This window comes from Paenibacillus wynnii, from assembly GCF_030812855.1.
Classification (GTDB): Bacteria; Bacillota; Bacilli; order Paenibacillales; family Paenibacillaceae; genus Paenibacillus_AQ; species Paenibacillus_AQ wynnii_A.
The window spans coordinates 1-20,793 of record NZ_JAUSTK010000003.1; the positions used below are offsets into that span (position 1 = coordinate 1).

Here is a 20,793-nt window from a genome sequence, read left to right on the forward strand (position 1 = left end):
TCCGTTCTCTTTGAGATACGGTAGAAGTTCATCTACCTTCATTCCATCGACTCCGTGAGATCCTTTGTTTGCTCTGACCCTCTTGAATGCTTCATTGAGGTTATCTCTGCTTACAATTTTCTCAAGCATTCCCTCCTTCAACTCGTTTGCGTTGGTGGTGTTGTTTTCAGTTATCCTTGCCGGAATGTACGCTCCTGCATATTCTTCGTGTTCCGCACTATTCTTCCGCGCAGAGCCTTCCATTGGAAGTTGGCTGTACTTCGCTCCTGCTTTGGTAACATTCATTGACTACCACCTCCTTAAGTTCGGCCCTTCCCTTATGTCGTCGACAACATTAGGTACTATGGCGTCTGCTGACTTCTCATGGTAAATCTTGTTTCAACCGTGTTTCGAAATCCATCTCCTCACGTCCATGAGACCTCCCACGGTAAGACGACTCACTTTCCTTCCATGTACCCGCATCATTTACACTGACATGTCCGTGTAGTTATTGGACTTCGCTTTGTTTAGCAAGCTCATCCCATGTATTGTGCCTGATGATGTTCGTGTTCCTCGGGTCGGAATTTTGCCTCCAGCTTCCTTCAGATTCCATCTCACGATGGACACCCTTGCTCTTGGCTAGTGGTTGGTAACTACAGACCCCCACAGTGGACTTTCACCACCTAGTTAGTCGCCATGCGTGGCGCACCAAAAAAAGGCCAGCCAAATTCCGGCTGACCTTAATGTAGAACATCCCTGGTTAAGGGTAATTAACTGATTGTTGATATCACTTCACATTACTGTACTATCCTGCGGCTTGCCCAGCACGGGCTTAATCTTCGGCATCTTCTGCAGTTTTGGTCTGCCTAGAGAGGTTGTAAACGTAATGACATAGCCAGCAATAACGACTGCCATTCCGGTATACAATGTTTCTTTCAGAGGCATATAAAAAAGCGATAATGCCAGAACGATTACATCCATCAGAATAAATACGGTTCCTACCTTGATTCCCTTCCATTCACTGATCAGCAGTGACAATATATCGTCTCCGCCGCTCGCTCCGCCTCCGCGGAGTACCATTCCTGCTCCTAGACCTGTAAGTACGCCAGACAATAGTGCCGCAACCGGCAAATTGTTTTGCAAATGAATGACCATTCCGGAATACCGTTCCATCAGTCCGTAGAAGATTGTAAAGGCCCCTACTGAAACAAATGTGTTGCATACAAACGTTTTTCCTTTGGAGAACCAAGCAATTAGGAGTACTGGAATGTCTAAGATCAGGATCGAAAGTGAAGGTGAAATCCCTAATACATATTTGCCGAGCAGGGACAAACCAACGAATCCGCCCTCGGTCAAATGGTTTTGATAATTAATGTGATAATAAGTAAATGCAAGCAGCAATGTTCCGGACAAAATGACTGACATTCGGAGCAGTAAATTTATTACTCCGTTGTTGTGTTTCCTCATACAGGTCTCCCCTTATCGTATATGGCGGCTAGACGTCCCACCAACCTCTACGACGGGGTGAACCAGAGGCGTTGCTCCTTCGCATACAATACTCCTTCCCTCGTAGAGGCGGTTTCGTCAATTAACGGTTCGCACCTTCTACAGGGAAGCTAAGTATAAGATAGATCATAACGTTTCCAAATCGTCCTTTGGGGAATCGTCCTTCGGGGACACATGGTATCCTGATCCTTTCTGTAATTTGATATGTTCTGATTAGATTATACCACGGAGACAGCCTTCTCAAAACACCTATCCTCAGAAAAGATCGTATTAATCCGTATTCCGGAGCAAACGGTTGACTGTTTCACGCCGGACACCGATTAATTGTCCAATCTCTTCCTGTGTTAGGAGATCAGTCAGCATGGCCCCATGTGTATACTCATTAAGCCAGCGGGTCAGCAGCCCCAGCCGTTCACCCGGTGTTCCCACTGTCAGGTGGTCGAGTCGAGTCTGCATGAACCGCACCTTCTCCTGAAGCAGCATCGCAATCTCCAATGCTTTACCCGGTTCCTCTCGCAGCTGCCGATACCATTCCGCAGCCGGAATAATCTCCACCTCGCTTCTCATTAGCGCTATAGCTGTTCCATGAGCTTCCTTCGGGGAAATGAGTGAATGATGGGGAACCGTCTCGCCGGGATATAGAATATTAAACAGAACCATATTCCCGTTCTCATGGAGTCTTGTTACCTTGAACAGGCCGCTCTTGACCTGATATAAGAACTGGCAACTGTCGCCTTGACGGAACAAGAACTCTCCCTTGTGCAGTATCATCTCGCCTACTCCTTTACCCATGTGTATTATTTATATTAAGAATTATACAAAAATAAACCCGCAAAAGGGAGTTTATCTGTTATTTATGCAAAAAGCTGCCGGATCTCAAGACCTCACAGGTCTAGAAATACGGCAGCTAAGCACTTATGATTACTTACATGTTTTTGAGGATATCAATGATCTCTTGCTTGCTTCCTGCATCTAGCAAGGACTGGCGGAAATCATCATGGATCAGCTTACGGGACAGAGCAACCAGTATCTGTAGATGCTCGTTACCGACATTTTCCTTCGGTACGGCGATCAGGAATACAATTGATACTGGGGTTTCATCCAAGGAATCCCAATCTGTAGGTCCAGCCATACGGGCTACAGCCAAACCCGGCTTGACTACGCCTGCCGATTTACCATGAGGAATGGCTACTCCAAAGCCAATACCTGTAGAACCCGTAGCTTCACGAGCGAGTACATCACTTACATATTGCACGCCGTCTGTTACAGAACCGGATAGCTTAAGACCTTCTGTCATTCTTGCTATAACTTCTTCCTTAGTGCCCACTTCTAAAGGCAGGAATACTGTATCTTCTGTTAGTAGTTCATGAATATTCAATTCCATTCAGCTCCAATCACAGTTGTGTTGTTTTTTTCTTGAAGAGGTTTACGAGCAGCGCAGTTACAACTGTTCCAATTGCAATCGCAATCAGGTACATGAATACAGGACTAATCGCATTTGGAACTAGGAGAACGAAAATACCACCGTGTGGTGCGCGCAACGTTACGTCAAACACCATCGACAATGCCCCTGTTAAACCTGAGCCGATCATAAAAGCAGGAATGATACGGAACGGATCCGCTGCCCCAAACGGAATTGCACCTTCAGTAATAAAGGATAAACCTAGAATGGAAGCAACTTTTCCTGCTTCACGTTCTTCTTGGGTGAATTTCTTAGGAGCCAGGACAGTTGCCAACCAAATACCCAGTGGTGGAGTCATACCCGCAGCCATAACCGCGGCCATAGGTCCATATACTCCACTTCCTAGAAGACCAACAGCGAAGGTGTAAGCGATCTTGTTAAAAGGTCCACCCATATCAAGCGCCATCATTCCACCCAGAATAGCACCAAGCATAATTTTATTACCCGAACCGATACCTTCCAACCAAACAGTCAACGCATCCATAAGAGATTTGATCGGTGTGCCAATAACATATACCATTAAGAGTCCAACAACAAGTACAGAGAGGAATGGAACAATCAGTAACGGCTTAAGCCCTTCCATCGAACGCGGTAACTTAATATTCTGAATGAGCCATTTAGCAACATAACCTGCCAGGAAACCGGCTAGAATACCGCCAAGGAAACCCGCTCCTAGTTGAGTGGACAACATACCACCGACAAGACCTGGAGCAAGTGCTGGCTTACCGCCGATGGAGAATGCGATAAATGCCGCCAGAATCGGTACCATTAGACCCATTGCCGCCCCACCGATTTTAAGAAGATTGGCTAGGAAGGTACCCTCATCAGGGTTGAGTTTAAAGAATGATAGCGCGATAAGCAATCCACCCGCTACTACCAAAGGTAGCATGTGAGATACACCTGTCATCAAATGCTTGTAGAATACAGGTTGTTTGCGCTTACCATCACTGCCTTCAGCAACCTGAGCTTGAGGTGCGGCAGTTCCAGCCGATGCTTGCAGAGCAAGAGCTTGCTCAATTAATTGACCCGGGATCTTAATACCCTGAGCAACAGCTACCTTAACAATAGGCTTGCCTGCGAAGCGGGCTTCATCTACATCGGTATCAGCGGCAATGATAATAGCGTGGGCCTCAGCAATTTCAGCTGCAGATAATTCATTTTCCACCCCAACTGCGCCGCGCGTTTCTACTTTAATTGGAACATTTTTCTCTCCAGCTGCTTTTTGCAAAGATTCTGCCGCCATATACGTATGGGCAATCCCGGTAGGGCAAGCTGTTACAGCCAATAGCTTTTTCATTGTTTATTCCCCCATTATGCTTAGTGTTACTTCGTTGTATTAACCTTAAATTCTTGTAATTCCCACATCATTCAGGCGTTCCTCAACTTCTTCGGAACGGCATACTTGAGTTCCCGGTTTCGATGCGGTCACACTTCCTGCCGCTGTCGCCCAGCGCAATGTTTCTTCCATTCCCCGTCCATGCAGCAGACTTGATGCAATAGCTGCAACCATAGAATCACCTGCACCTACTGTGCTCTCCGGTTTAATGCGGAATGGACGTGCGCGTACGGCTTCATCCTTGCTGACTGCCAGACTGCCTTCGCCGCCCATCGAGACAATGACCCATTCGATGCCTTGGGCCGTCAGTTTACGGGCCGCTTCAACAATCTCATCATCGCTTTCAAGGGTGACACCCAGCAACTGTTCTAATTCATGGATATTCGGCTTTATAACATCCGGACAGGCCAGCAGACCATATTTTAGTGCATCTCCGTCCGCATCCAGAATGGTCTTAACTCCCTTACTCTTGGCAGCCTTGATCAGCAAAGCGTACTCGGCATGCTCTATTCCTGGCGGGACACTCCCACCCAATACCAGAATAGAAGCCTTATCCAAATGATTCTCTAAAGTCTTTTGAAATAGAGTTCTTTCTTGAGGGGAGACAACACCTCCACGTTCATTAATCTCCGTTGTTACCTGAACTATACTATCCACAACTTTCAGATTCATTCTTGTCTCTGCTGCAGTTTCTGTAAAGGAATGAGTTATCCCTTCACGTTCCAGACCCTCAAGAATCAACTTCCCATTGTGACCACCCATAAAACCAACCGCTGTCACATTCTCGTTAAACCCTTTCAATACTTTGGCTACATTTATGCCCTTGCCGCCAGCATCGATTCGAATGTCATCCACACGGTTTAACCCGCCAACTTCCAAACCCTCAATGGTTACCGTTTTGTCCAAAGCTGGATTCAGGGTGACTGTGATGACTAATTTACTCATGGTAACCTCCTCCACTTCAAACCAGCGTTACATTTACGCCCATTTCTGTAATCTTCCGCACAAAATCTTCCGAAGTTTCCGAATCGAAAATACAATGATCCATCTCCGCTAAATCAGCCACCTTACAGAAGGATACTTGACCGATCTTGCTGTGATCTGCAACAAGCACAACCTGCTTCGCGACACTGATCATTTTGCGCTTCGTAGCCGCCTCTAGCATATTCGGCGTGGTAATACCTTCCCGTAAATCCATGCCGTTAGTTCCTAGAAACGCTTTATCCACTCTCACCATTTCCAGTGAACGTTCCGTCATCGGTCCTACGAAAGCCATTGTATCCTGACGAAGCATACCTCCCGTAATGGATACTTCGAGATTGCGGCAATCCTTCAGCTCGTTCAGCACCATGATGGAGTTTGTAATCACTTTAATATCCGAGAATGACTTCAATTCTCTAGCAATTTGCAGTGTTGTAGTACCTCCATCCAGCAGAATGGCGTCGCCAGCTTTGATCATTTCCACAGCCTTGCGGGCAATTCGCAGCTTCTCATCCAGAAATCGGTCTTCCTTATCCGAAATAGCTGCTTCAAAGTTAACACTCTGCAAAGATACTGCGCCGCCATGGGTTCGCTTCAATAATCTAGCTTCCTCCAGCTCCTTCAGATCCCGGCGTACAGTAGACTCCGATACACCCATCTCTTGACTAAGCTCCTGCACTGATCCTCTAGAATGCTTTTCTACAAACTGCACGATACTTCTTTTTCTTTCTTCTTCAAACAGCATCGTGACTCACTCCTTAAAATTTTTTTGCAGCCGACAATATTCTGCCTCTTTATCTATAGCTCACATGATCATTTACTTGATCATTTAGATTCAATATGATGACCGTTATTGATCATTTGTGCTCACTTATGAGTTTAACAGCGTTTTCATAGTCTGTAAAGCGCTTTTTTCATAAAAAAAATACCTATTCGCTTTACCGCAAATAGATATCTTCAACATTGTTATAATTTGTATTATTCCTCATATTTATACCTTACTTTATTCGCCTTATCTGTGATTAAAGTGGTAAAAGTAAAGGTTAATTCCTTTCCATCATCCGCTTGTAAACGCAGCATGCGAGATAGTACATAGGGGTCATTAGGGTCGGCTCTCTCCCATTCTTTACGATTCTCTAGGGGAATAAGCGTCTGCGTTAGATTCTCGCTTGTACCTTTAACTAAGTTCATGGCGACAAGGGCGGTAGTTGAAGTTGAACGCACTAACAATATCTTAGGGGTAGCATATTCTACAAGGAACGGTCCTTTGCTCTCAGTACTCTTCTCTAATTCGTAAAGCTTGCCGAGGGTACCGTCTTGATTAATGTATTGCACGTTCAACCCATCCGTCATATAGATTTGCTTAGAAGAAATTTTAGAACCGTATTGATCCTTAAAATATTGGCCGACATAATGATACTCCATCTGCTTTACCACTGTATCTCTTGTTACGAGGGCCTGATAGCTGTTGTCAAACTCATTGAACATTGAAATGTATCGCGAATTTAATAGAACTAAATCCGTGTCCTTCGATACCTGCCTAATACTCAGAGATCCCGATGTCCGGGGCTTAATCGGAAACTTTATGAGCAGTTCAGGCTTGGCAGACGTCGGCAGCATTCGGTAGAGTTCCCCACTTTCCTGTGAGACCCAATAGGTTCGCCCTGCTGTGGATAGAGATACAAATCTTAGCTTGTCTACAATTTGTAGATTGCCGCTTTCCTTTTCAAGCAAAGGTGTAGCTCCTAACGCCCTTACCATCGATACCAGTGGTACATGCGCTGTATTCTTGATGATTCGTATGTTGTTACTGAGACTAACCGACTTTCCGTTAACTACACCGGTCTTTGAACCTATTTGAAACCCAGCTTGTTGTCCAGGACGAATTAATGTAATTGACCGTGTTGTGGAGTCCCATGTGAGATTATAGCTCATATCTGATGCCAGTTTTTTTAGCGGGACCCAAGTGGTTCCGTTTAAGACAATTGCGTGATTACTCATAGAGGTGTACATATAATTGATCCAAATCGTCTGCCCAGCAGCTTCCGCCGTTCCGCCAAATAAGAATATAGCTGCAAGCAACACAGCAAGACTCTTTGCAGAATTCCGAAATCCCTTCATTACCCTTATCCCCCTCATTTATCCAATATTCATTAGACGATAATATACAGAGAAAGTTGCTGCCCTAAATTCTGTCCCAAGTGCCTATTCACGATTGTCGGTTCTTACATATTTTAATATTAGATAATTTTCGGAAAAGCGGGTGAAAGAGGGATGGCCAACAAGAATAATGGCAATGAGGAAAAACAGGAAGAACTTAGCGCCGAGGATTATGCCATCATTGCCGCCGGTCTGACTGCTTTAGGCGACTTTTTTGCTTTTTTGTCACTTATTAAGGCGAAGGAAATCACCAAAGAAACCGGAGAGGCCCCCGGTGCAATTCCACTTGTCTATATCCGCTCGAAAAAAAGGAAGAGATATTGAATTCAAGCTTCCATCAAAAAACCTGCAATGGAATAGCATGATGCTTATTAAACAATGAGTTGACCTGCTGGCTCTTCTCTTTATTATTGAAGGCGACAATCAAGATTATATGCTCGAGGGCAGCATGCTTGACGTAGCCTACGGCATCCTCTTTGGGAATACCCAGTCCCATAAGGCTGACCGCTAGTCCCTCCCCCTGTATATTAGACTCATCCTGTTCTGCTCCTGCCATCTTATGTGCGGCGGGTCCCGCAGCGACAGCGGTCTCAGGGAGCAACCCCAGTCATCGTGCCAATTCCTCTGGCAGTCCCGAACACTCCATTGTTGCCAATCCCTACATCAGGCTTGCCAATACCGGTATTATGACTAATTTTAAATCGCAAGCGACGCATCTGTTGCATGTCCAAATATTACCGAAACTCAAGCTATGAGACTCCAATATGAATCAACAAGACCTAATTAGGTTATAAAGATAGAGTTAAGACAATACATAATTACCGTAAAATTTTTTTCATACTAGGAGGTGTTGCTGATGCTTCAACATAAATATTTTCGGACAAGCTTTGCGATTATTACCTTTCTATTGATTCTCTATTTGGGCTCCAAAGTGATGTTTATATTCACGCCTCTGACTGCCATAATCAAGCTTCTTCTTGTCCCGATGATGCTGTCCGGCTTCATGTATTATCTATTGCGTCCGTTAGTGAGTTTTCTGGAAAAAAGGAAGTTGAACCGCGCCCTCTCTATTTTGCTTCTTTATCTGGTGATGATCGGCCTGTTTGTCCTGTTTTGGGTGCTGGTATGGCCGACACTGAGGGAGCAAATTCAGAACTTTATAGATAACACTCCTAAACTGGTTCAGGGACTTCAAGATCAGTTCAAAAAATTACAGAAGAGTCCCTTATTTTCACGCTTTTTTCCCGGTGAGTCTGACTTGGCTTCACGACTTTCAGGATACTTGAACAATACCATTACTTGGGTAACCGATTCCATGTCCAATCTGATCGGAGTGGTCTCCAGTATCGTTGTGGTTATAGCTACACTGCCTATCATTCTTTATTATATGCTCAAGGACGGGTATAAGCTGTCTCCAATCGTACAGAGTCTGATTCCTAAAAAATATCGTAAAGAAGGACAAGAAACTCTTAAGGATATTGATTCGGCTCTTAGCAGCTTCATCGTTACACGGGTTTTGCTTAACGTCATCCTTGGAGTTATTTTATATATCGGATTTCTTATTATAGGACTGCCCTATTCGCTGCTTCTGGCTGTGATTTCTGTACCGCTTAACTTCATCCCTTATGTAGGATCTTTATTAGCTGCAATCCCTGTGTTGATCGTGGCTTTTATCGAATCTCCGACAATGGCTATTTGGGCAATGGTGATTGTAGTGGTGGCTCAGCAAATTCAGGATAATATGTTATCTCCTATCATTTACGGGAAATCGTTGGACGTTCATCCGCTTACTATTGTACTGCTCGTAATAGTAGGCGGTGACTTTTACGGTATCATCGGCGTATTAATTGCACTGCCGGTATATATGATTGCCAAAATTATTTTCCTCCGAATCTATGAAATTATAGTCGCTGAAAGGGTCGAAGACGCATCCGGGGTTCAAAAAGAGCTATAAAAAAGGACGGCCCCCTCCGAATGTGGAGAGTCAGCCGTCCTTTTGTGTGTTAACTGTCTGTTTCTTTACTCAACCCCGCAAAGAACGAACAACAAATAAATAAGTCCCTTTCATCAAACACTGTCCATCTTCCAAGGTTACTGAACCTTTAGTATGTGACACAATAGTTGTATTTAAGGCGATCAGTACCTCATCTTTCCAAACGGTTACTGCTGATTTAAAATATATGGCATTATCAAACTGCTGCCGTTCTCTCATAACGTATCCAACAGAATGAAGGACGGGCGGCAAAGCTCTTTCTTTAGGCGCTAAGGCTTTGATCCAAGCAATGTCACGAAAAGGTACCGCAATCTCCTGATGGCCAATCACTACCTGTCCGAGCGCTGCATCCCATTTACGCAGTACCCCCTTCATAATTCTGTACGGCGGTTCGCCACAATACATAATTACAGGTCTGCCCACCCAATGTTTCATTGCTTCACCTTCTTCCGTTTATCAGAGAATTCCTAATTCCTATGTACTCTCTATAGCCCAATCAATGCCTTTCAAACCCTGTGCCTCCAGATACCGGTTAGTCTCTGAGAACGGACGGCTCCCCAGGAAACCACGATACGCAGACAATGGGCTTGGATGGGTGGATTGAATAATATGATGGCGGTTTTTATTAAGGAATGAACCTTTTTTCTGCGCATGACTTCCCCACAAAATAAATACGATCGGAACGTTCCGCTCATTCAACTTATCTATAACAGCATCCGTAAAGGTCTCCCATCCAAGACCTTTATGAGAATATGGTTGTCCTTGACGGACGGTAAGCACTGCATTCAGCAGTAGCACACCTTGCTGTGCCCAGTGAAGCAGTGAGCCGTGATTAGGAATGGATACGTCAAGGTCATCTTTCAGCTCCGTGTATATATTACGCAAGGATGGCGGAATCCGAACACCTGGCATCACCGAGAAGCTAAGGCCATGAGCTTGTCCAGGTCCGTGATAGGGATCCTGGCCCAAAATAACAACCCGGGTCTCCTGATACGATGTCACCTTGAAGGCAGAGAAGAGAAACTCATGCGGAGGATAGACTATCTGCTCCTTATATTCACTATCCAAGGCAACCTGCAGGTTCTTAAAATACGGTTTTTTGATTTCATCGTGTAATACCTTGTCCCAATCGTTGCCGAACATAGCGGGTACTCCCCCTGCTGACTTAGTAGTGTTCGCTCTTTATCTATTATTAAACCTATTATAAGCTTGGGAACTACTTCCGGCCATAATCGGCTTTGATTTCTCCCCATTCCTTGGTCTGCCACTTCAGCAGCTTGTTATCATAGGTGTTGGTCTGAAGCCATTTAACTGCCCGATCAATCAGTACCCAGATTTCCTCAGTGGAGGCATCACGCGGAAGGGTGGTTGCCACCTTCTTTTGTTTGACCCATTTGATCGCATTTACCGAATCACTATATACAGTCTTGTTGCTGCCCTCTTTCTTCAGAAGAGCTAAAGCATGGACTATGGCAAGAAATTCCCCCAGATTATTGGTGCCCTTGTTAATCGGTCCACAGGAGAAAATAACCTCACCAGTTCCCGTATCGACACCTTTATATTCCACAGGACCCGGATTACCCCTTGTTCCCACATCTACGGACACACTGAAATAATCAATCTCCTCAGATGTCTCAACGCCAGCGCTCCGCTTGAACGAACTGCTCTTCTTATCTTTGGCTATACCAGATGCCGCAGCCCCTGTTCCCCAATTGCCTTTCCAACCCGCTTTGTAAGCTTCATCGGCTGCGGCTTTGGATTCATAAGATTTATATTTGGCACCTGTGTAATGATCTGTTTGTGCCTGACATTCAGCCCATGTGCTATATACACCTGGCTGTTTACCTGCCCATACCACATAAAATTTTTGCTTTGCCATGGTTGTAACTCCTTATTGTGTGGATAATTATTTGGTGATCCATACATACTACATCTATCTTCTCTCCAGAATACTGAGCGTGGTATCCATAATTCTTTGCAGCTTGGAAGAGTCGCGGGTGACTTTGACCAGCACACGAAATCCTACTAACGCATTATTCAAATATTCGGAAAGAGCTGATGGATCAAGGTTCTTGGAGATTTCTCCTTTGTCTTGGCCATGCTTCACGATTTCTAACAGGATCTTCTCTGTACGACTAAAACTGTCATTAACCTTTTCTGCAGCCTCAGGATCATGCAGGGATAGCTCCGTTGCCGTATTCACAATCAAACAACCTAAAGGTTCGCTTTCCTCTTTATGGAGGGCCATATCAAAGAGCAGTCTGATGGCTTCTATGGCTGAGGGCAGACTCTGAATACGCTGATCCATTTTGGATTCCACAATCTCCGCATAACGGTCCAGCACCTTCATGAATAAATTATGCTTGTCTCCAAATGTATCATACATGCTTCTTTTATGAATTCCCATGTGAGTAACAAGATCCTGCATGGAAGTGAGTTCATATCCCTGACGCCAAAAAACAGTCATGGCTTTACTCAGTACAGTATCAACATCAAACTCTTTATTGCGAGCCACAGTCACTCCCCCTCTGACCTTCAATTTTAGCATTTGTAGAACGATTGGTAAAGATTATTAGCCAAAACTTTGGGAGGTAAGTTCATGAAAAAAATCGCAAGCTTAGCGGCCGTATTGTTATTGGTACTAATAGTAGGTTGCGGGAACAATGACAATGGAGCAGCCGGAAATCAAAATGGGGCAAATAATGCCGCTGGCACCACCACCGGGAATACCAATGGCAATGCAGACCAACCTACTGATGCCGTAACCTCAGCTTCCGTAGTGGACAATGAAGCGAACTTCAAAAAGGCGATTAGTAAAGAGGGAACCTGGATTATTGCGACGTTAAGGGACATGACCTTCACTGAGGACCTCATTTTAGAGGGCGAATTCACCAATAAGGATAAACCAGCACGTAAGATTGCCCTTTACACACAGGATGCGGATAAAAATATAACCAATTCCTTTACACTTACAGCCCCTAAGATAACCATCAGAAGTGAAAACGCTCGGATTCAAGGAGGAACATTTGTTGGTGATGTATATGTCGAAGCCAACGGCTTTCAGGTCGTAAATGCAAAAGTTCAGGGCAACGTCTATTTCGCCAAAGATGAATACCAAGCAACGTATGATCCGTCTGATCAAGGAAGTGTAACCGGGGTTACCGAAGTTCAAAAATAATATCAGAGTATGTAAAAGGTGTTCTGAAGTCGATGAGACAAAAGGAACACCTTTTTTTGAATTTAATCATACATAGAAATGAGGCACGGCAATTGAGCAAACTCCGGTATACCGTATTCAAGCAGGAAGTGATTTGACAATATTCCTTACCACGGATATCCATTATTTATCTAAAAGTCTGACAGATGGGGGTGCGGCATTCCAAAGAGACCTTGCTCTGGGGGATGGCAAGCAGCTTCGTTACAGTGAGGAGTTGATGAAAGCCTTCGCTTACGATGTACAAATACAGAAGCCGGATATTACACTGATCAGCGGAGATTTGACGAATAACGGAGAGAAGCAAAGCCATCTGGATATGGCTGGTCACCTAAAAGCGATGGAAAGCAGCACCGGAACCCAAGTCTATGTTATTCCAGGTAATCACGATCTGTTGAACCCTTGGGCTAAGAGCTTCAAAGGGCAACATCAATACAAGACAGAGTCCATTAATCCCAAAACATTCCGTAAAATTTATGGTCCCTATGGCTATGATGAAGCGCTATCTAAGGATCGTCACTCCTTAAGCTATTTAGCGGCTCCCTCAGCCAAGCTGTGGCTGCTGATGTTGGATACGAACATGTACCGTAACAATAAAGAGCTTAGACATCCTCAGCTTGAAGGGAGGTTGTCTTCCTCTACTTTGAAATGGATAGATAAATGCGGTGAGCTGGCCAAGCAAAAAGGCGCTACCATCGTGGGCATAATGCATCACAGCCTGCTTGATCATAGCGAGCTTATGCATGATGGTTTCACGATTCAGAATACACAGGAGGTTCGCGAGGTTTTATTAAGAAATGGAATTGCTTCGGTCTTCAGCGGACATATCCATATTCAGGATATCAGTTCTTATAAGCAAGGCACCGAAGAAATCTATGATGTAGCAAATAGCGCATTATCGGTATTCCCTCATCAATTTGGTATAATGACCTACTCTAATGCGAATCATCTTTCGGACAATTATCATTCAATGGGAGCTATCGGCGTTTAACCCAAAACCACAGCTACACCAAATATACGGAGCACCAAATTTGGGCTATGGCGGATGTTATTCAACGTCTTCACAAGAACTTTTTTGCCGGAAACCGTGTTGAAGACTTGGATGATATAAGCTCTTCTGAGGGTTACCAGCTCTGGCTTACCGCTCCCCCTGGTTCACAGAAAAGCTATGTCCTCCAATTGGCTCACCAACGTAACAAAGATAACCACCATTTGCATGTAACGCTTCCTTGAGCGGTCATTCCAATTAACCTTAGTAATTTATTGATTTAATGCTTGGGGGTACAGACTTATGATGTCAAAAGCCACCTCTTGACCATTCACCAGCAGCCCTATCTTATGTTCCCCGGCATAATGGCGACGTGTTGTCAGGTCGGACCAGCGATGAGTCCGCGTACCCTTGAGGTTTGTACCCCCGGGTACGGTTTTATCGGATAATAAAAACAATTTACGGGATGTTCGCCCGTTGGCCTTCACGAAGTCAATCCCATATTCGATACGGACCCGCGCGGGTTCACCCTCCCTTATACTTAACTCATATTTCAGTGTGCAGCTCCCGCCAATTTGCACTACCCGGGGATCCACAAGTATGGCGGCCCCAACCGTAAGAGGGGATGATTCCTCAGAAGCAGCATAACCAAATAGGGACATTATATCGGGATCGGCCTTTCGTATTAAGGTACGGCAGCCGTGCCGAACAATCCAGTCTGTATTCGGATTTACGCCTTTCCAGCGGCGGGCTATTTCAAGCACCACTTCCGGGTGATCCTTTGCAATATCGTTCAAATTATTAGCTACACTTTTACGAACATATAGTGATGTGTCCGCCTTTAGCTGCTCCAGTACAGGAAGCACCGGCGCCGGATCATGCTTGAACATTGGAAGTGCCTGTCCCCAGGGCAGACGCGGTCGGCAGCCTTCACTCGCAAGCCGCCGAACATGCTCACCCGGATGTTTCGACCAAATTTCCATCTGGCGCATCATTTTTACCGGCTCCCGTAGTAGAAACGGCCTGACAGCAAATTCAGCAGAAGACTTCGAGGTGAATCTCTCCAGCGCCTTCATGGACAGACCCCAATCTTCCTCCGCTTGGCCGAATACCTCTACAAAATCAGGGAAAAAGAGGTACGGAAAGCCGACGCAATCCTCTTCAATAGCGAATAGAACCCCCAGCGCCTCTGCATACGGAAGTTTCAGATGAGTCCCCAATGATTCGGTAATCCTCCTCATCCGCGTTTTGAGCTCCAGTTCATCCCATGGAGGTGTCATTGTAGTCGCAATGAAATCCTCCGTATCAAACGCCCCATGAGCAGCATGTACACGCTCACCGAAGCGACGCAAAAAATCCTCATTATACATAGCCTTTAAAGGTTCCGCCACTCTCTTGTCCTCCCTATATGCTAACTGAGTACTTTCTAGTCCACTTTGGAAATCGTATCATAGCGAACTGGACAGCCGTATGTCATATTTATTTTATTAGCCGAGTATATCGAACTGCCGGGTTTCAAGATGTATGATACGACTCCTTATATCGTTCTTAGATATGTAAACAGGCTCCCCGTTAGGATCAATACAATAGGATATCGGGATGGAGACGCCACAATTTCTATAGGAACCATCTGCATGGCTCGTGCCTATAATCATCGCATTATATTTTCGAGCAATCTTCGTGGCTTCTTCAATCCACTCTTCGAACTGCTCATCGCTGAACATCCCTACACCAATCGGATGCATAATGATGTCAATTTTCCCTCCGGGGCCTTCCATCCCTTTTAATCCAGCAAAACCTTGCAGAATCTCCACACACAATAAATAACCTATTGTAACATTGTCCACCACTGCAGCGGACGGGCTGTACAAGCTCTCGTTCATAGGGGACTTGGCTCGCTCTAATATAATATCTCCACAAGAATTAATGATCAGGGCCCGATCCTTGTTATTCCGATCTCTATAACTTGTGATGATCAGCTTCTTATACTGTTTAGCCAACTTACAGAGATTAAGTACACCGCTATCACCTAAAACATATCCTTCAGGGTATAAGAGGGCATCACAATCTTCATGCTTCATGAGTTCTTCCCTCAATTGTTCCAAACCTGCTTCGTGATTAGGTTGAGCTACGAGTAATCTCATGCTTGCCACCTCAATTCAGAATATTCATTACTGCTTGTACATCTTGTTTAGCTCTGCTATTCAGTGAACGCTTGTCTTTGATTTGAAATTGCTCTAATTCATGCCCCGGGTCAATCACTAACGGCAGAGAGATAATTCCCTCCAATATTTCCACAGTAACCTTGCAGGCTTTAAATAAAAGATCCTTCGATATTACCTCTTTATTAGAACGGATGATCTCTACCATACCTTCTGCGAACATCAATTTAACAATGCTGTCTGCACTCATTATGTTCCGTGCCGCAAAGGAGGCCACCTTCTCAACCATACTGCTATCCTGATAATTCTTGGCGATTGAACTTAAGGAGGCCACAGCGTCCCAGTTCCGAATCGATAAATCCTTGGAATGCTTTTGTATCATTTCTTGAAACCACTCGATTTCAATTTCTTTCGAAATGTTGTAAGACCTATATTCTTCGGATTTTCCTTCACGATGCATATGGAGTAAGCTTCCATAATATAAAGTGAATAATTCCTTGGCTCGTTGGGCTTGTTCATCCATGATTTCACCTCATTCAACACTCTAATCTACTTATCTCAGGATACACCTTCGCCCTGCTCTCTCCAATATCCTACCACTTCACTAACCTTCTATGTACTCCTCCGAGTACAAAGGTATAATACTAACTTAATTTCTTGATAGTAATTAAAGCGTCGGGATCTCAATAATATAGAAGATTACATTACAACAATTTCAATGATAATTGGGTTAGTGTCATCTAGTGCATCCCCGTCTGGAATAGCAAATTTCCATGGTGTTTACATTATCCCGACCTTAGGAGCACACTTCCTCGAATTCAATTGCACTTTTACTCTTCACTTCGCCGTTGGAGCACGTTTCTTCGAATTCAATTGTACTTTTACTCTTCATTTCGCCATAGGAGCACTTTTCCTCGAATTCAATTGTATTTATACTCTTCATTTCCCCACAGGAGCACGTTTCCTCCAATTCAATTGCACTTTTACTCTTCATTTCGCCACAGGAGCACACTTCCTCGAATTCAATTGTACTTTTACTCTTCATTTCGCCACAGGAGCACGTTTCCTCGAATTCAATTGTACTTATACTCTTCATTTCCCCAGAGGAGCTCGTTTCCTCGAATTCAATTGTACTTTTACTCTTCATTCCGCCACAGGAGACACGAATTCAAAGGTACTTTTATTCTTCATTTCGCCACAGGAGCTCGTTTCCTCGAAAATAAAAACACCCTTCCAGAGCTTGTGGTTACATAAGCCTTGAAAGGGAGCGCTGTTACAGCAATCTTTGAACCCTCATTTTACATTCCTACACGGACGTAGACGCAATAGATCCCTCTAGAGTATCTTCTTGATTTCCCTCTTTTAACTTTTTATTAAAAATAATAAATAATATTACTCCCATTAAGCTTGTTGTAACTTCGGTTACCGTCATTGACCAGATCACACCATCTAACCCAAAGAAAAAATGCAATGTGATAATCACAGGTATATACAGTACGCCTTGTGTTATAGACATAATGGCAGTCGGAGTTCCTTGTCCAGTAGCTTGAATAATACTAATAAATAAACCCGTAAATCCGTTGAACAAAGCAGAGATCAGCATAGCTCCAATAACAGTTGTTCCTACACTCCACACAGAAGGATCATCAGAGAATAAACGTATGATAGTTTCTCTAAATACATAGACCAAACTTACAAACACAATGGAAATAGTTTCTTGCCGTATTTTTACTAGCAAAATTAAACGCAAACAGTGGTATCAAACCCAAGAATAAACCCATAGCTAAAAATTCCGGAACCTGAACAATTCTTAGGGTCACACCAAACGCAGCCACCACACTATCTCCATACTGAATGGCATAGTTGTTAAGCAGAAGTGTCGTAACAATTAAAAAACTGGCTTGAAACAACTCAGAAAGACCTATTTTATCAATAAAAGCCAAGAACACCCCTACCTCTATAGGTTGGGGATGAATCGGCGGTTTAAGAAACCGAACATATGTGCTAATATATCCCTATAACCCTTTTGAAAGGGGATGTGTGGCATGCTGGCATCGGATCAAGATTTTGGTACACAAAAACGTGTCCATAAAGCCTATAAGTACCGAATCTATCCGACAAAGGAACAACAGCAACTCATCCATCAGATGTTTGGCTGTTGCCGTTTTGTGTTCAATCATTTCTTGGGACTATGGAACAATACCTATGCGACAACAGGCAAAGGCTTATCCTACAACACCTGTGCCACGCAACTTCCTGCTCTCAAAGGGCAGTTTGATTGGCTCAAAACGGTGGATAGCATCGCCTTGCAATCCGCCGTTCGACACGTGGCAGATAGCGCCGCTCTTTTCCGTCACTGAGATATTTTTTTGCCGCTCATCATTCTCTGGGGTTACACGCTCGATATACCCTTTTTTCTCAAGACCTTGGACCATACCGGTAATGCTGGACCTTTACGATTAAATTCCTCTGCTAGATCCTTCTGAATAACCCCTTTATCTTGATTCTCCTGTATATAACCGATCATCCGGCCTTGCTGAGAATTGAGACCTAACTCATTCAATTTTGCATCGGCTGTGCTTTTTAGCTAAAACTTGCTTAGTCATATTATTTTCTCCTCATCCATATTAGTTAGGATTCTAATTGTCAATGTTCTAAGTAAATAACAAATCAACAAAAAGAGACCTATAGGGCATTTAGCCAATCAAGGTCTCTTCCTGCAGCCTCATATCATTAAGTCTTCATTCATTCAACAATTTAACTTTTACATTCTCCATAAACTCCGTTACCCTCAACACGATATTCCTTTTCTAAGTAAGAATACTCATTCATCCTTGTTACCCAATATCTTGGTTTAATATAAACGAAGTCTCCATCTTTACCTGTGGATATCGTACTGGAAATTCCTAATTCTTTAATACGTTCAACCACCCGTTCGTCAATCACAACATGATCCATTTCATCTTCACTTACCAACTGAACTAAGATTTCCTTGCTAAGTGAGGTCTCGCCGGATATCAAGGTCACACCAATGGATACTTCTCTACATGGAACAGCATCTTGTGTGAAGATTTCAATCATAACCTCTTCGTCTTTGGCGTCTAGGAATATTTGTTGACGTTCATCCTCGGTATAACCGTTGAGATTATAGGAACGGGAAATCCCACTCGGAAGCTGTAAGTGCATTTTCGATTTTTGGGGAACAGCCGCTTCATCTCGTACGATTTGAATCCACAAATGATTCATTCCGTTTTCGTTCTCCATCATCAATTTGGCTAATTTCATTTCAAGTATCATTAATTTTCACCCCTTAATACCTGGGATACCGAATCAATAACTTTTTGTTTTAACTCCGCAGAAATCCGGGGGCTTATCGTTAAGATAACGTCATCTGTTATTTTCAGCGTTTCATTTTCAATTATTCGGCTGGACTCATACAACTCCATTTGCTTACTGATTTTTTCAATATCCTCTGGTGAAAGTTTTTTTAAAGTTTCCTGAATGGATGCTAACGTCTCCCCAGTTCTTGACAACGTAATAATAGCTCGAAAATAGTGAATATGCTTATCCGTATACACCCTTTTATTACCAAATAATTCAAGGGGAGGGACCATGCCTATTTGCGTGTAATACCTTACCGTCCGCAAATTCATACGTGGGTCGTCTTGTTCGAGAATTTCTGCTATCTGTTTGGCTGTATAACTACTCATTACACACCTCCAATTACATTCCACCGTATATTACTATACAGTTAAGTGTATTGATTACAGTTTACTGTAACTATAGTCAGGTGTCAATTTGAAGGGACCCATTTACCAATTAGGTTAAAAACCATACCATCGGATATGTCCGGCTTAGCGTTTTTTCTTACCCTAAGCCCAATAGTCCGGGCGGTATAGCCCGGACATCGGTCAACGGTTGACGATTAAGGTGTCCTTCTGAACTTATATAACTATCTGGTATTATAGATAGGAAATAATCTCCGGTTTAATGCTGCTGTCATACAGGTCGTTTATTCCAAAATCCATGGATTTATAACTCCATGCGGCTCTTCCTATTTTGTAATGTTCAAAAATGGTGTGGATATCCCTGTACCAGTTCACTACACTCTGCGGCGGCGCATGCTCAATCACTCCGTATTCTCCGCAGTACAAATAAACATTTCGTTCGGCCGCAACATCGATGGCAGACTGGATCATGCTTGAGATATACTCCGGCCCCATCTTGTCGATGCCTTCCGCATCCAGTCCTGATCCGAAGGCTCCGATGGCTTCGGAGGTGCTGCGGTACACGGAAAGCTCACCTGGATATTCCATGTTGCTGTCCGGCATTTGCTCCACCCAGCCCGCCTTTTGATGGGTGAACAAGAACGGCTCATAGAAATGAAAGTTATATACGATATTGTCATCATAAGGCTGATCAAGTAATTCAAGGGTATGTACGCTGTTCCATTGGATGCCTCCGATAACAATTTTGCTCTCCGGCGCATGCTGACGAATCTCGGCAATGGTTCTATGCGCCAGAGCATTCCAGCGGCTACTGTCCTTCTCCACAATTTCATTTAATAATTCAAAGGCAACAGTATCCTTATATTGTGCGTAGCGGACAGAAAGAGCCTTCCATAGATCGATGTAACGAAGCTGGAGCGCCGGATCGTCAAACAGTGAATTGGATACCAGGCTGTCAAATGAATAACCAGGAGCCTTATGCAAATCAATAATGAGATTCAACCCACTGTCGGCACACCAGCCGATACAGTTGTCAATATGCTTAAAGCCGGCGAATGCCTCATCGTTCTCCGTTTTCTCGATGACTTCATAGTCAACAGGTAGCCGGACATGGTCCAGCCCCCACGAGGCAATCGTTTCAATATCCTTTTGTATAATGAAGCTGTCATAGTGTGCTTGCTGATACGAACATTGTGACAACCAGCCCCCCAGATTTACCCCTCTTGAATAACCAGGCCATACCTTCATATAATTCCATCCTTTCAGTTTTCCACCTTCATTTTT

The 20,793-nt window shown here is 44.0% G+C and carries 25 protein-coding genes and 3 pseudogenes; 6 read left to right on the top strand and 22 right to left on the bottom strand.

What is annotated here, in order from left to right:
• The 8 genes and pseudogenes from J2T20_RS03935 to J2T20_RS03970 all read right to left on the bottom strand — a co-directional run.
• Nucleotides 1–285: pseudogene (locus tag J2T20_RS03935) on the bottom strand (group II intron reverse transcriptase/maturase); the annotation flags it as partial.
• A 486-nt stretch (nucleotides 286–771) separates the two neighbouring features.
• Nucleotides 772–1,446, bottom strand: a complete 675-nt coding sequence (locus tag J2T20_RS03940) for a YitT family protein (protein ID WP_307585810.1) — start codon at nucleotides 1,444–1,446, stop codon at nucleotides 772–774.
• 309 nt (nucleotides 1,447–1,755) lie between these two features.
• Complete coding sequence (locus J2T20_RS03945; protein WP_307585812.1) at nucleotides 1,756–2,256, bottom strand: Crp/Fnr family transcriptional regulator; 501 nt, start codon at nucleotides 2,254–2,256, stop codon at nucleotides 1,756–1,758.
• A gap of 154 nt (nucleotides 2,257–2,410) precedes the next feature.
• Nucleotides 2,411–2,863, bottom strand: coding sequence for a PTS sugar transporter subunit IIA (locus tag J2T20_RS03950; protein ID WP_307585814.1), 453 nt, complete (start codon nucleotides 2,861–2,863; stop codon nucleotides 2,411–2,413).
• A 16-nt stretch (nucleotides 2,864–2,879) separates the two neighbouring features.
• Nucleotides 2,880–4,244, bottom strand: coding sequence for a PTS fructose transporter subunit IIC (locus J2T20_RS03955; protein ID WP_307585816.1), 1,365 nt, complete (start codon nucleotides 4,242–4,244; stop codon nucleotides 2,880–2,882).
• A gap of 45 nt (nucleotides 4,245–4,289) precedes the next feature.
• Entirely contained in the window at nucleotides 4,290–5,228 is a 939-nt protein-coding gene (pfkB, locus tag J2T20_RS03960; protein WP_307585817.1) for a 1-phosphofructokinase, read from the bottom strand.
• 16 nt (nucleotides 5,229–5,244) lie between these two features.
• Entirely contained in the window at nucleotides 5,245–6,009 is a 765-nt protein-coding gene (locus J2T20_RS03965) for a DeoR/GlpR family DNA-binding transcription regulator (protein WP_307585819.1), read from the bottom strand.
• A 233-nt stretch (nucleotides 6,010–6,242) separates the two neighbouring features.
• On the bottom strand, nucleotides 6,243–7,385 hold the full coding sequence (locus J2T20_RS03970; protein WP_307585821.1) for a copper amine oxidase N-terminal domain-containing protein: 1,143 nt from the start codon (nucleotides 7,383–7,385) through the stop codon (nucleotides 6,243–6,245).
• 153 nt (nucleotides 7,386–7,538) lie between these two features.
• Here J2T20_RS03970 and J2T20_RS03975 point away from each other — a divergent pair, with 153 nt between their 5' ends.
• On the top strand, nucleotides 7,539–7,748 hold the full coding sequence (locus J2T20_RS03975) for a hypothetical protein (RefSeq protein WP_307585823.1): 210 nt from the start codon (nucleotides 7,539–7,541) through the stop codon (nucleotides 7,746–7,748).
• A 13-nt stretch (nucleotides 7,749–7,761) separates the two neighbouring features.
• On the opposite strand, the gene J2T20_RS03980 is transcribed toward J2T20_RS03975, so the two are convergent.
• Nucleotides 7,762–8,025 (bottom strand): hypothetical protein, encoded by a 264-nt coding sequence (locus J2T20_RS03980; RefSeq protein ID WP_307585825.1) that lies wholly within the window; start codon nucleotides 8,023–8,025, stop codon nucleotides 7,762–7,764.
• A 255-nt stretch (nucleotides 8,026–8,280) separates the two neighbouring features.
• On the opposite strand from J2T20_RS03980, the gene J2T20_RS03985 reads away from it, so the two are divergent.
• Nucleotides 8,281–9,378, top strand: a complete 1,098-nt coding sequence (locus J2T20_RS03985; protein WP_307585827.1) for an AI-2E family transporter — start codon at nucleotides 8,281–8,283, stop codon at nucleotides 9,376–9,378.
• A 69-nt stretch (nucleotides 9,379–9,447) separates the two neighbouring features.
• On the opposite strand, the gene J2T20_RS03990 is transcribed toward J2T20_RS03985, so the two are convergent.
• From J2T20_RS03990 to J2T20_RS04005, 4 genes are all read right to left on the bottom strand, one after another.
• A complete protein-coding gene (locus tag J2T20_RS03990) occupies nucleotides 9,448–9,852 on the bottom strand; it encodes a hypothetical protein (protein WP_307585829.1) in 405 nt (134 codons plus the stop codon).
• A gap of 39 nt (nucleotides 9,853–9,891) precedes the next feature.
• Nucleotides 9,892–10,560 carry a uracil-DNA glycosylase gene (locus tag J2T20_RS03995; protein WP_307585831.1) on the bottom strand — a complete coding sequence of 223 codons (669 nt, stop codon included), beginning with the start codon at nucleotides 10,558–10,560 and terminating at the stop codon, nucleotides 9,892–9,894.
• Nucleotides 10,561–10,633: 73 nt separating this feature from the next.
• Complete coding sequence (rnhA, locus tag J2T20_RS04000) at nucleotides 10,634–11,296, bottom strand: ribonuclease H (RefSeq protein WP_307585833.1); 663 nt, start codon at nucleotides 11,294–11,296, stop codon at nucleotides 10,634–10,636.
• Nucleotides 11,297–11,350: 54 nt separating this feature from the next.
• Complete coding sequence (locus J2T20_RS04005) at nucleotides 11,351–11,932, bottom strand: TetR/AcrR family transcriptional regulator (protein WP_307585835.1); 582 nt, start codon at nucleotides 11,930–11,932, stop codon at nucleotides 11,351–11,353.
• An 84-nt stretch (nucleotides 11,933–12,016) separates the two neighbouring features.
• Here J2T20_RS04005 and J2T20_RS04010 point away from each other — a divergent pair, with 84 nt between their 5' ends.
• The 3 genes and pseudogenes from J2T20_RS04010 to J2T20_RS25700 all read left to right on the top strand — a co-directional run.
• The gene (locus J2T20_RS04010) at nucleotides 12,017–12,595 is read left to right on the top strand and encodes a hypothetical protein (RefSeq protein ID WP_307585837.1); all 579 of its coding nucleotides are present in this window, start codon (nucleotides 12,017–12,019) and stop codon (nucleotides 12,593–12,595) included.
• A 133-nt stretch (nucleotides 12,596–12,728) separates the two neighbouring features.
• Complete coding sequence (locus J2T20_RS04015) at nucleotides 12,729–13,622, top strand: metallophosphoesterase family protein (protein ID WP_307585839.1); 894 nt, start codon at nucleotides 12,729–12,731, stop codon at nucleotides 13,620–13,622.
• A gap of 14 nt (nucleotides 13,623–13,636) precedes the next feature.
• Nucleotides 13,637–13,864: pseudogene (locus J2T20_RS25700) on the top strand (hypothetical protein); the annotation flags it as partial.
• 27 nt (nucleotides 13,865–13,891) lie between these two features.
• On the opposite strand, the gene J2T20_RS04020 reads toward J2T20_RS25700, so the two are convergent.
• The 6 genes from J2T20_RS04020 to J2T20_RS04045 all read right to left on the bottom strand — a co-directional run bounded on the left by J2T20_RS04020 (nucleotide 13,892) and on the right by J2T20_RS04045 (nucleotide 17,724).
• Nucleotides 13,892–15,010: a hypothetical protein gene (locus J2T20_RS04020; RefSeq protein ID WP_307585840.1), complete on the bottom strand. Its 1,119-nt coding sequence runs from the start codon at nucleotides 15,008–15,010 to the stop codon at nucleotides 13,892–13,894.
• A gap of 96 nt (nucleotides 15,011–15,106) precedes the next feature.
• Nucleotides 15,107–15,763, bottom strand: a complete 657-nt coding sequence (locus J2T20_RS04025; RefSeq protein ID WP_307585842.1) for a hypothetical protein — start codon at nucleotides 15,761–15,763, stop codon at nucleotides 15,107–15,109.
• Nucleotides 15,764–15,773: 10 nt separating this feature from the next.
• A complete protein-coding gene (locus J2T20_RS04030; protein ID WP_307585844.1) occupies nucleotides 15,774–16,304 on the bottom strand; it encodes a hypothetical protein in 531 nt (176 codons plus the stop codon).
• Between the two features lie 273 nt (nucleotides 16,305–16,577).
• Nucleotides 16,578–16,928 (bottom strand): hypothetical protein, encoded by a 351-nt coding sequence (locus tag J2T20_RS04035; RefSeq protein WP_307585846.1) that lies wholly within the window; start codon nucleotides 16,926–16,928, stop codon nucleotides 16,578–16,580.
• A 159-nt stretch (nucleotides 16,929–17,087) separates the two neighbouring features.
• Nucleotides 17,088–17,483, bottom strand: coding sequence for an MATE family efflux transporter (locus J2T20_RS04040; protein WP_307585848.1), 396 nt, complete (start codon nucleotides 17,481–17,483; stop codon nucleotides 17,088–17,090).
• Nucleotides 17,455–17,724, bottom strand: coding sequence for a hypothetical protein (locus J2T20_RS04045; RefSeq protein WP_307585851.1), 270 nt, complete (start codon nucleotides 17,722–17,724; stop codon nucleotides 17,455–17,457). The genes J2T20_RS04040 and J2T20_RS04045 overlap by 29 nt, the downstream gene beginning before the upstream one ends.
• Nucleotides 17,725–17,826: 102 nt before the next feature.
• On the opposite strand from J2T20_RS04045, the pseudogene J2T20_RS04050 reads away from it, so the two are divergent.
• Nucleotides 17,827–18,120 (top strand): annotated as a pseudogene (locus J2T20_RS04050) (helix-turn-helix domain-containing protein); the annotation flags it as partial.
• A 418-nt stretch (nucleotides 18,121–18,538) separates the two neighbouring features.
• Here the strand turns inward: J2T20_RS04050 and J2T20_RS04055 are convergent.
• From J2T20_RS04055 to J2T20_RS04065, 3 genes are all read right to left on the bottom strand, one after another.
• Nucleotides 18,539–19,078, bottom strand: a complete 540-nt coding sequence (locus tag J2T20_RS04055; RefSeq protein ID WP_307585853.1) for a hypothetical protein — start codon at nucleotides 19,076–19,078, stop codon at nucleotides 18,539–18,541.
• Complete coding sequence (locus J2T20_RS04060) at nucleotides 19,078–19,491, bottom strand: MerR family transcriptional regulator (protein ID WP_307585854.1); 414 nt, start codon at nucleotides 19,489–19,491, stop codon at nucleotides 19,078–19,080. Before J2T20_RS04060 ends, J2T20_RS04055 begins: the two co-directional genes overlap by 1 nt.
• A gap of 252 nt (nucleotides 19,492–19,743) precedes the next feature.
• Nucleotides 19,744–20,757 carry a glycoside hydrolase family 5 protein gene (locus J2T20_RS04065; protein WP_307585855.1) on the bottom strand — a complete coding sequence of 338 codons (1,014 nt, stop codon included), beginning with the start codon at nucleotides 20,755–20,757 and terminating at the stop codon, nucleotides 19,744–19,746.
• Nucleotides 20,758–20,793 lie beyond the last annotated feature (36 nt).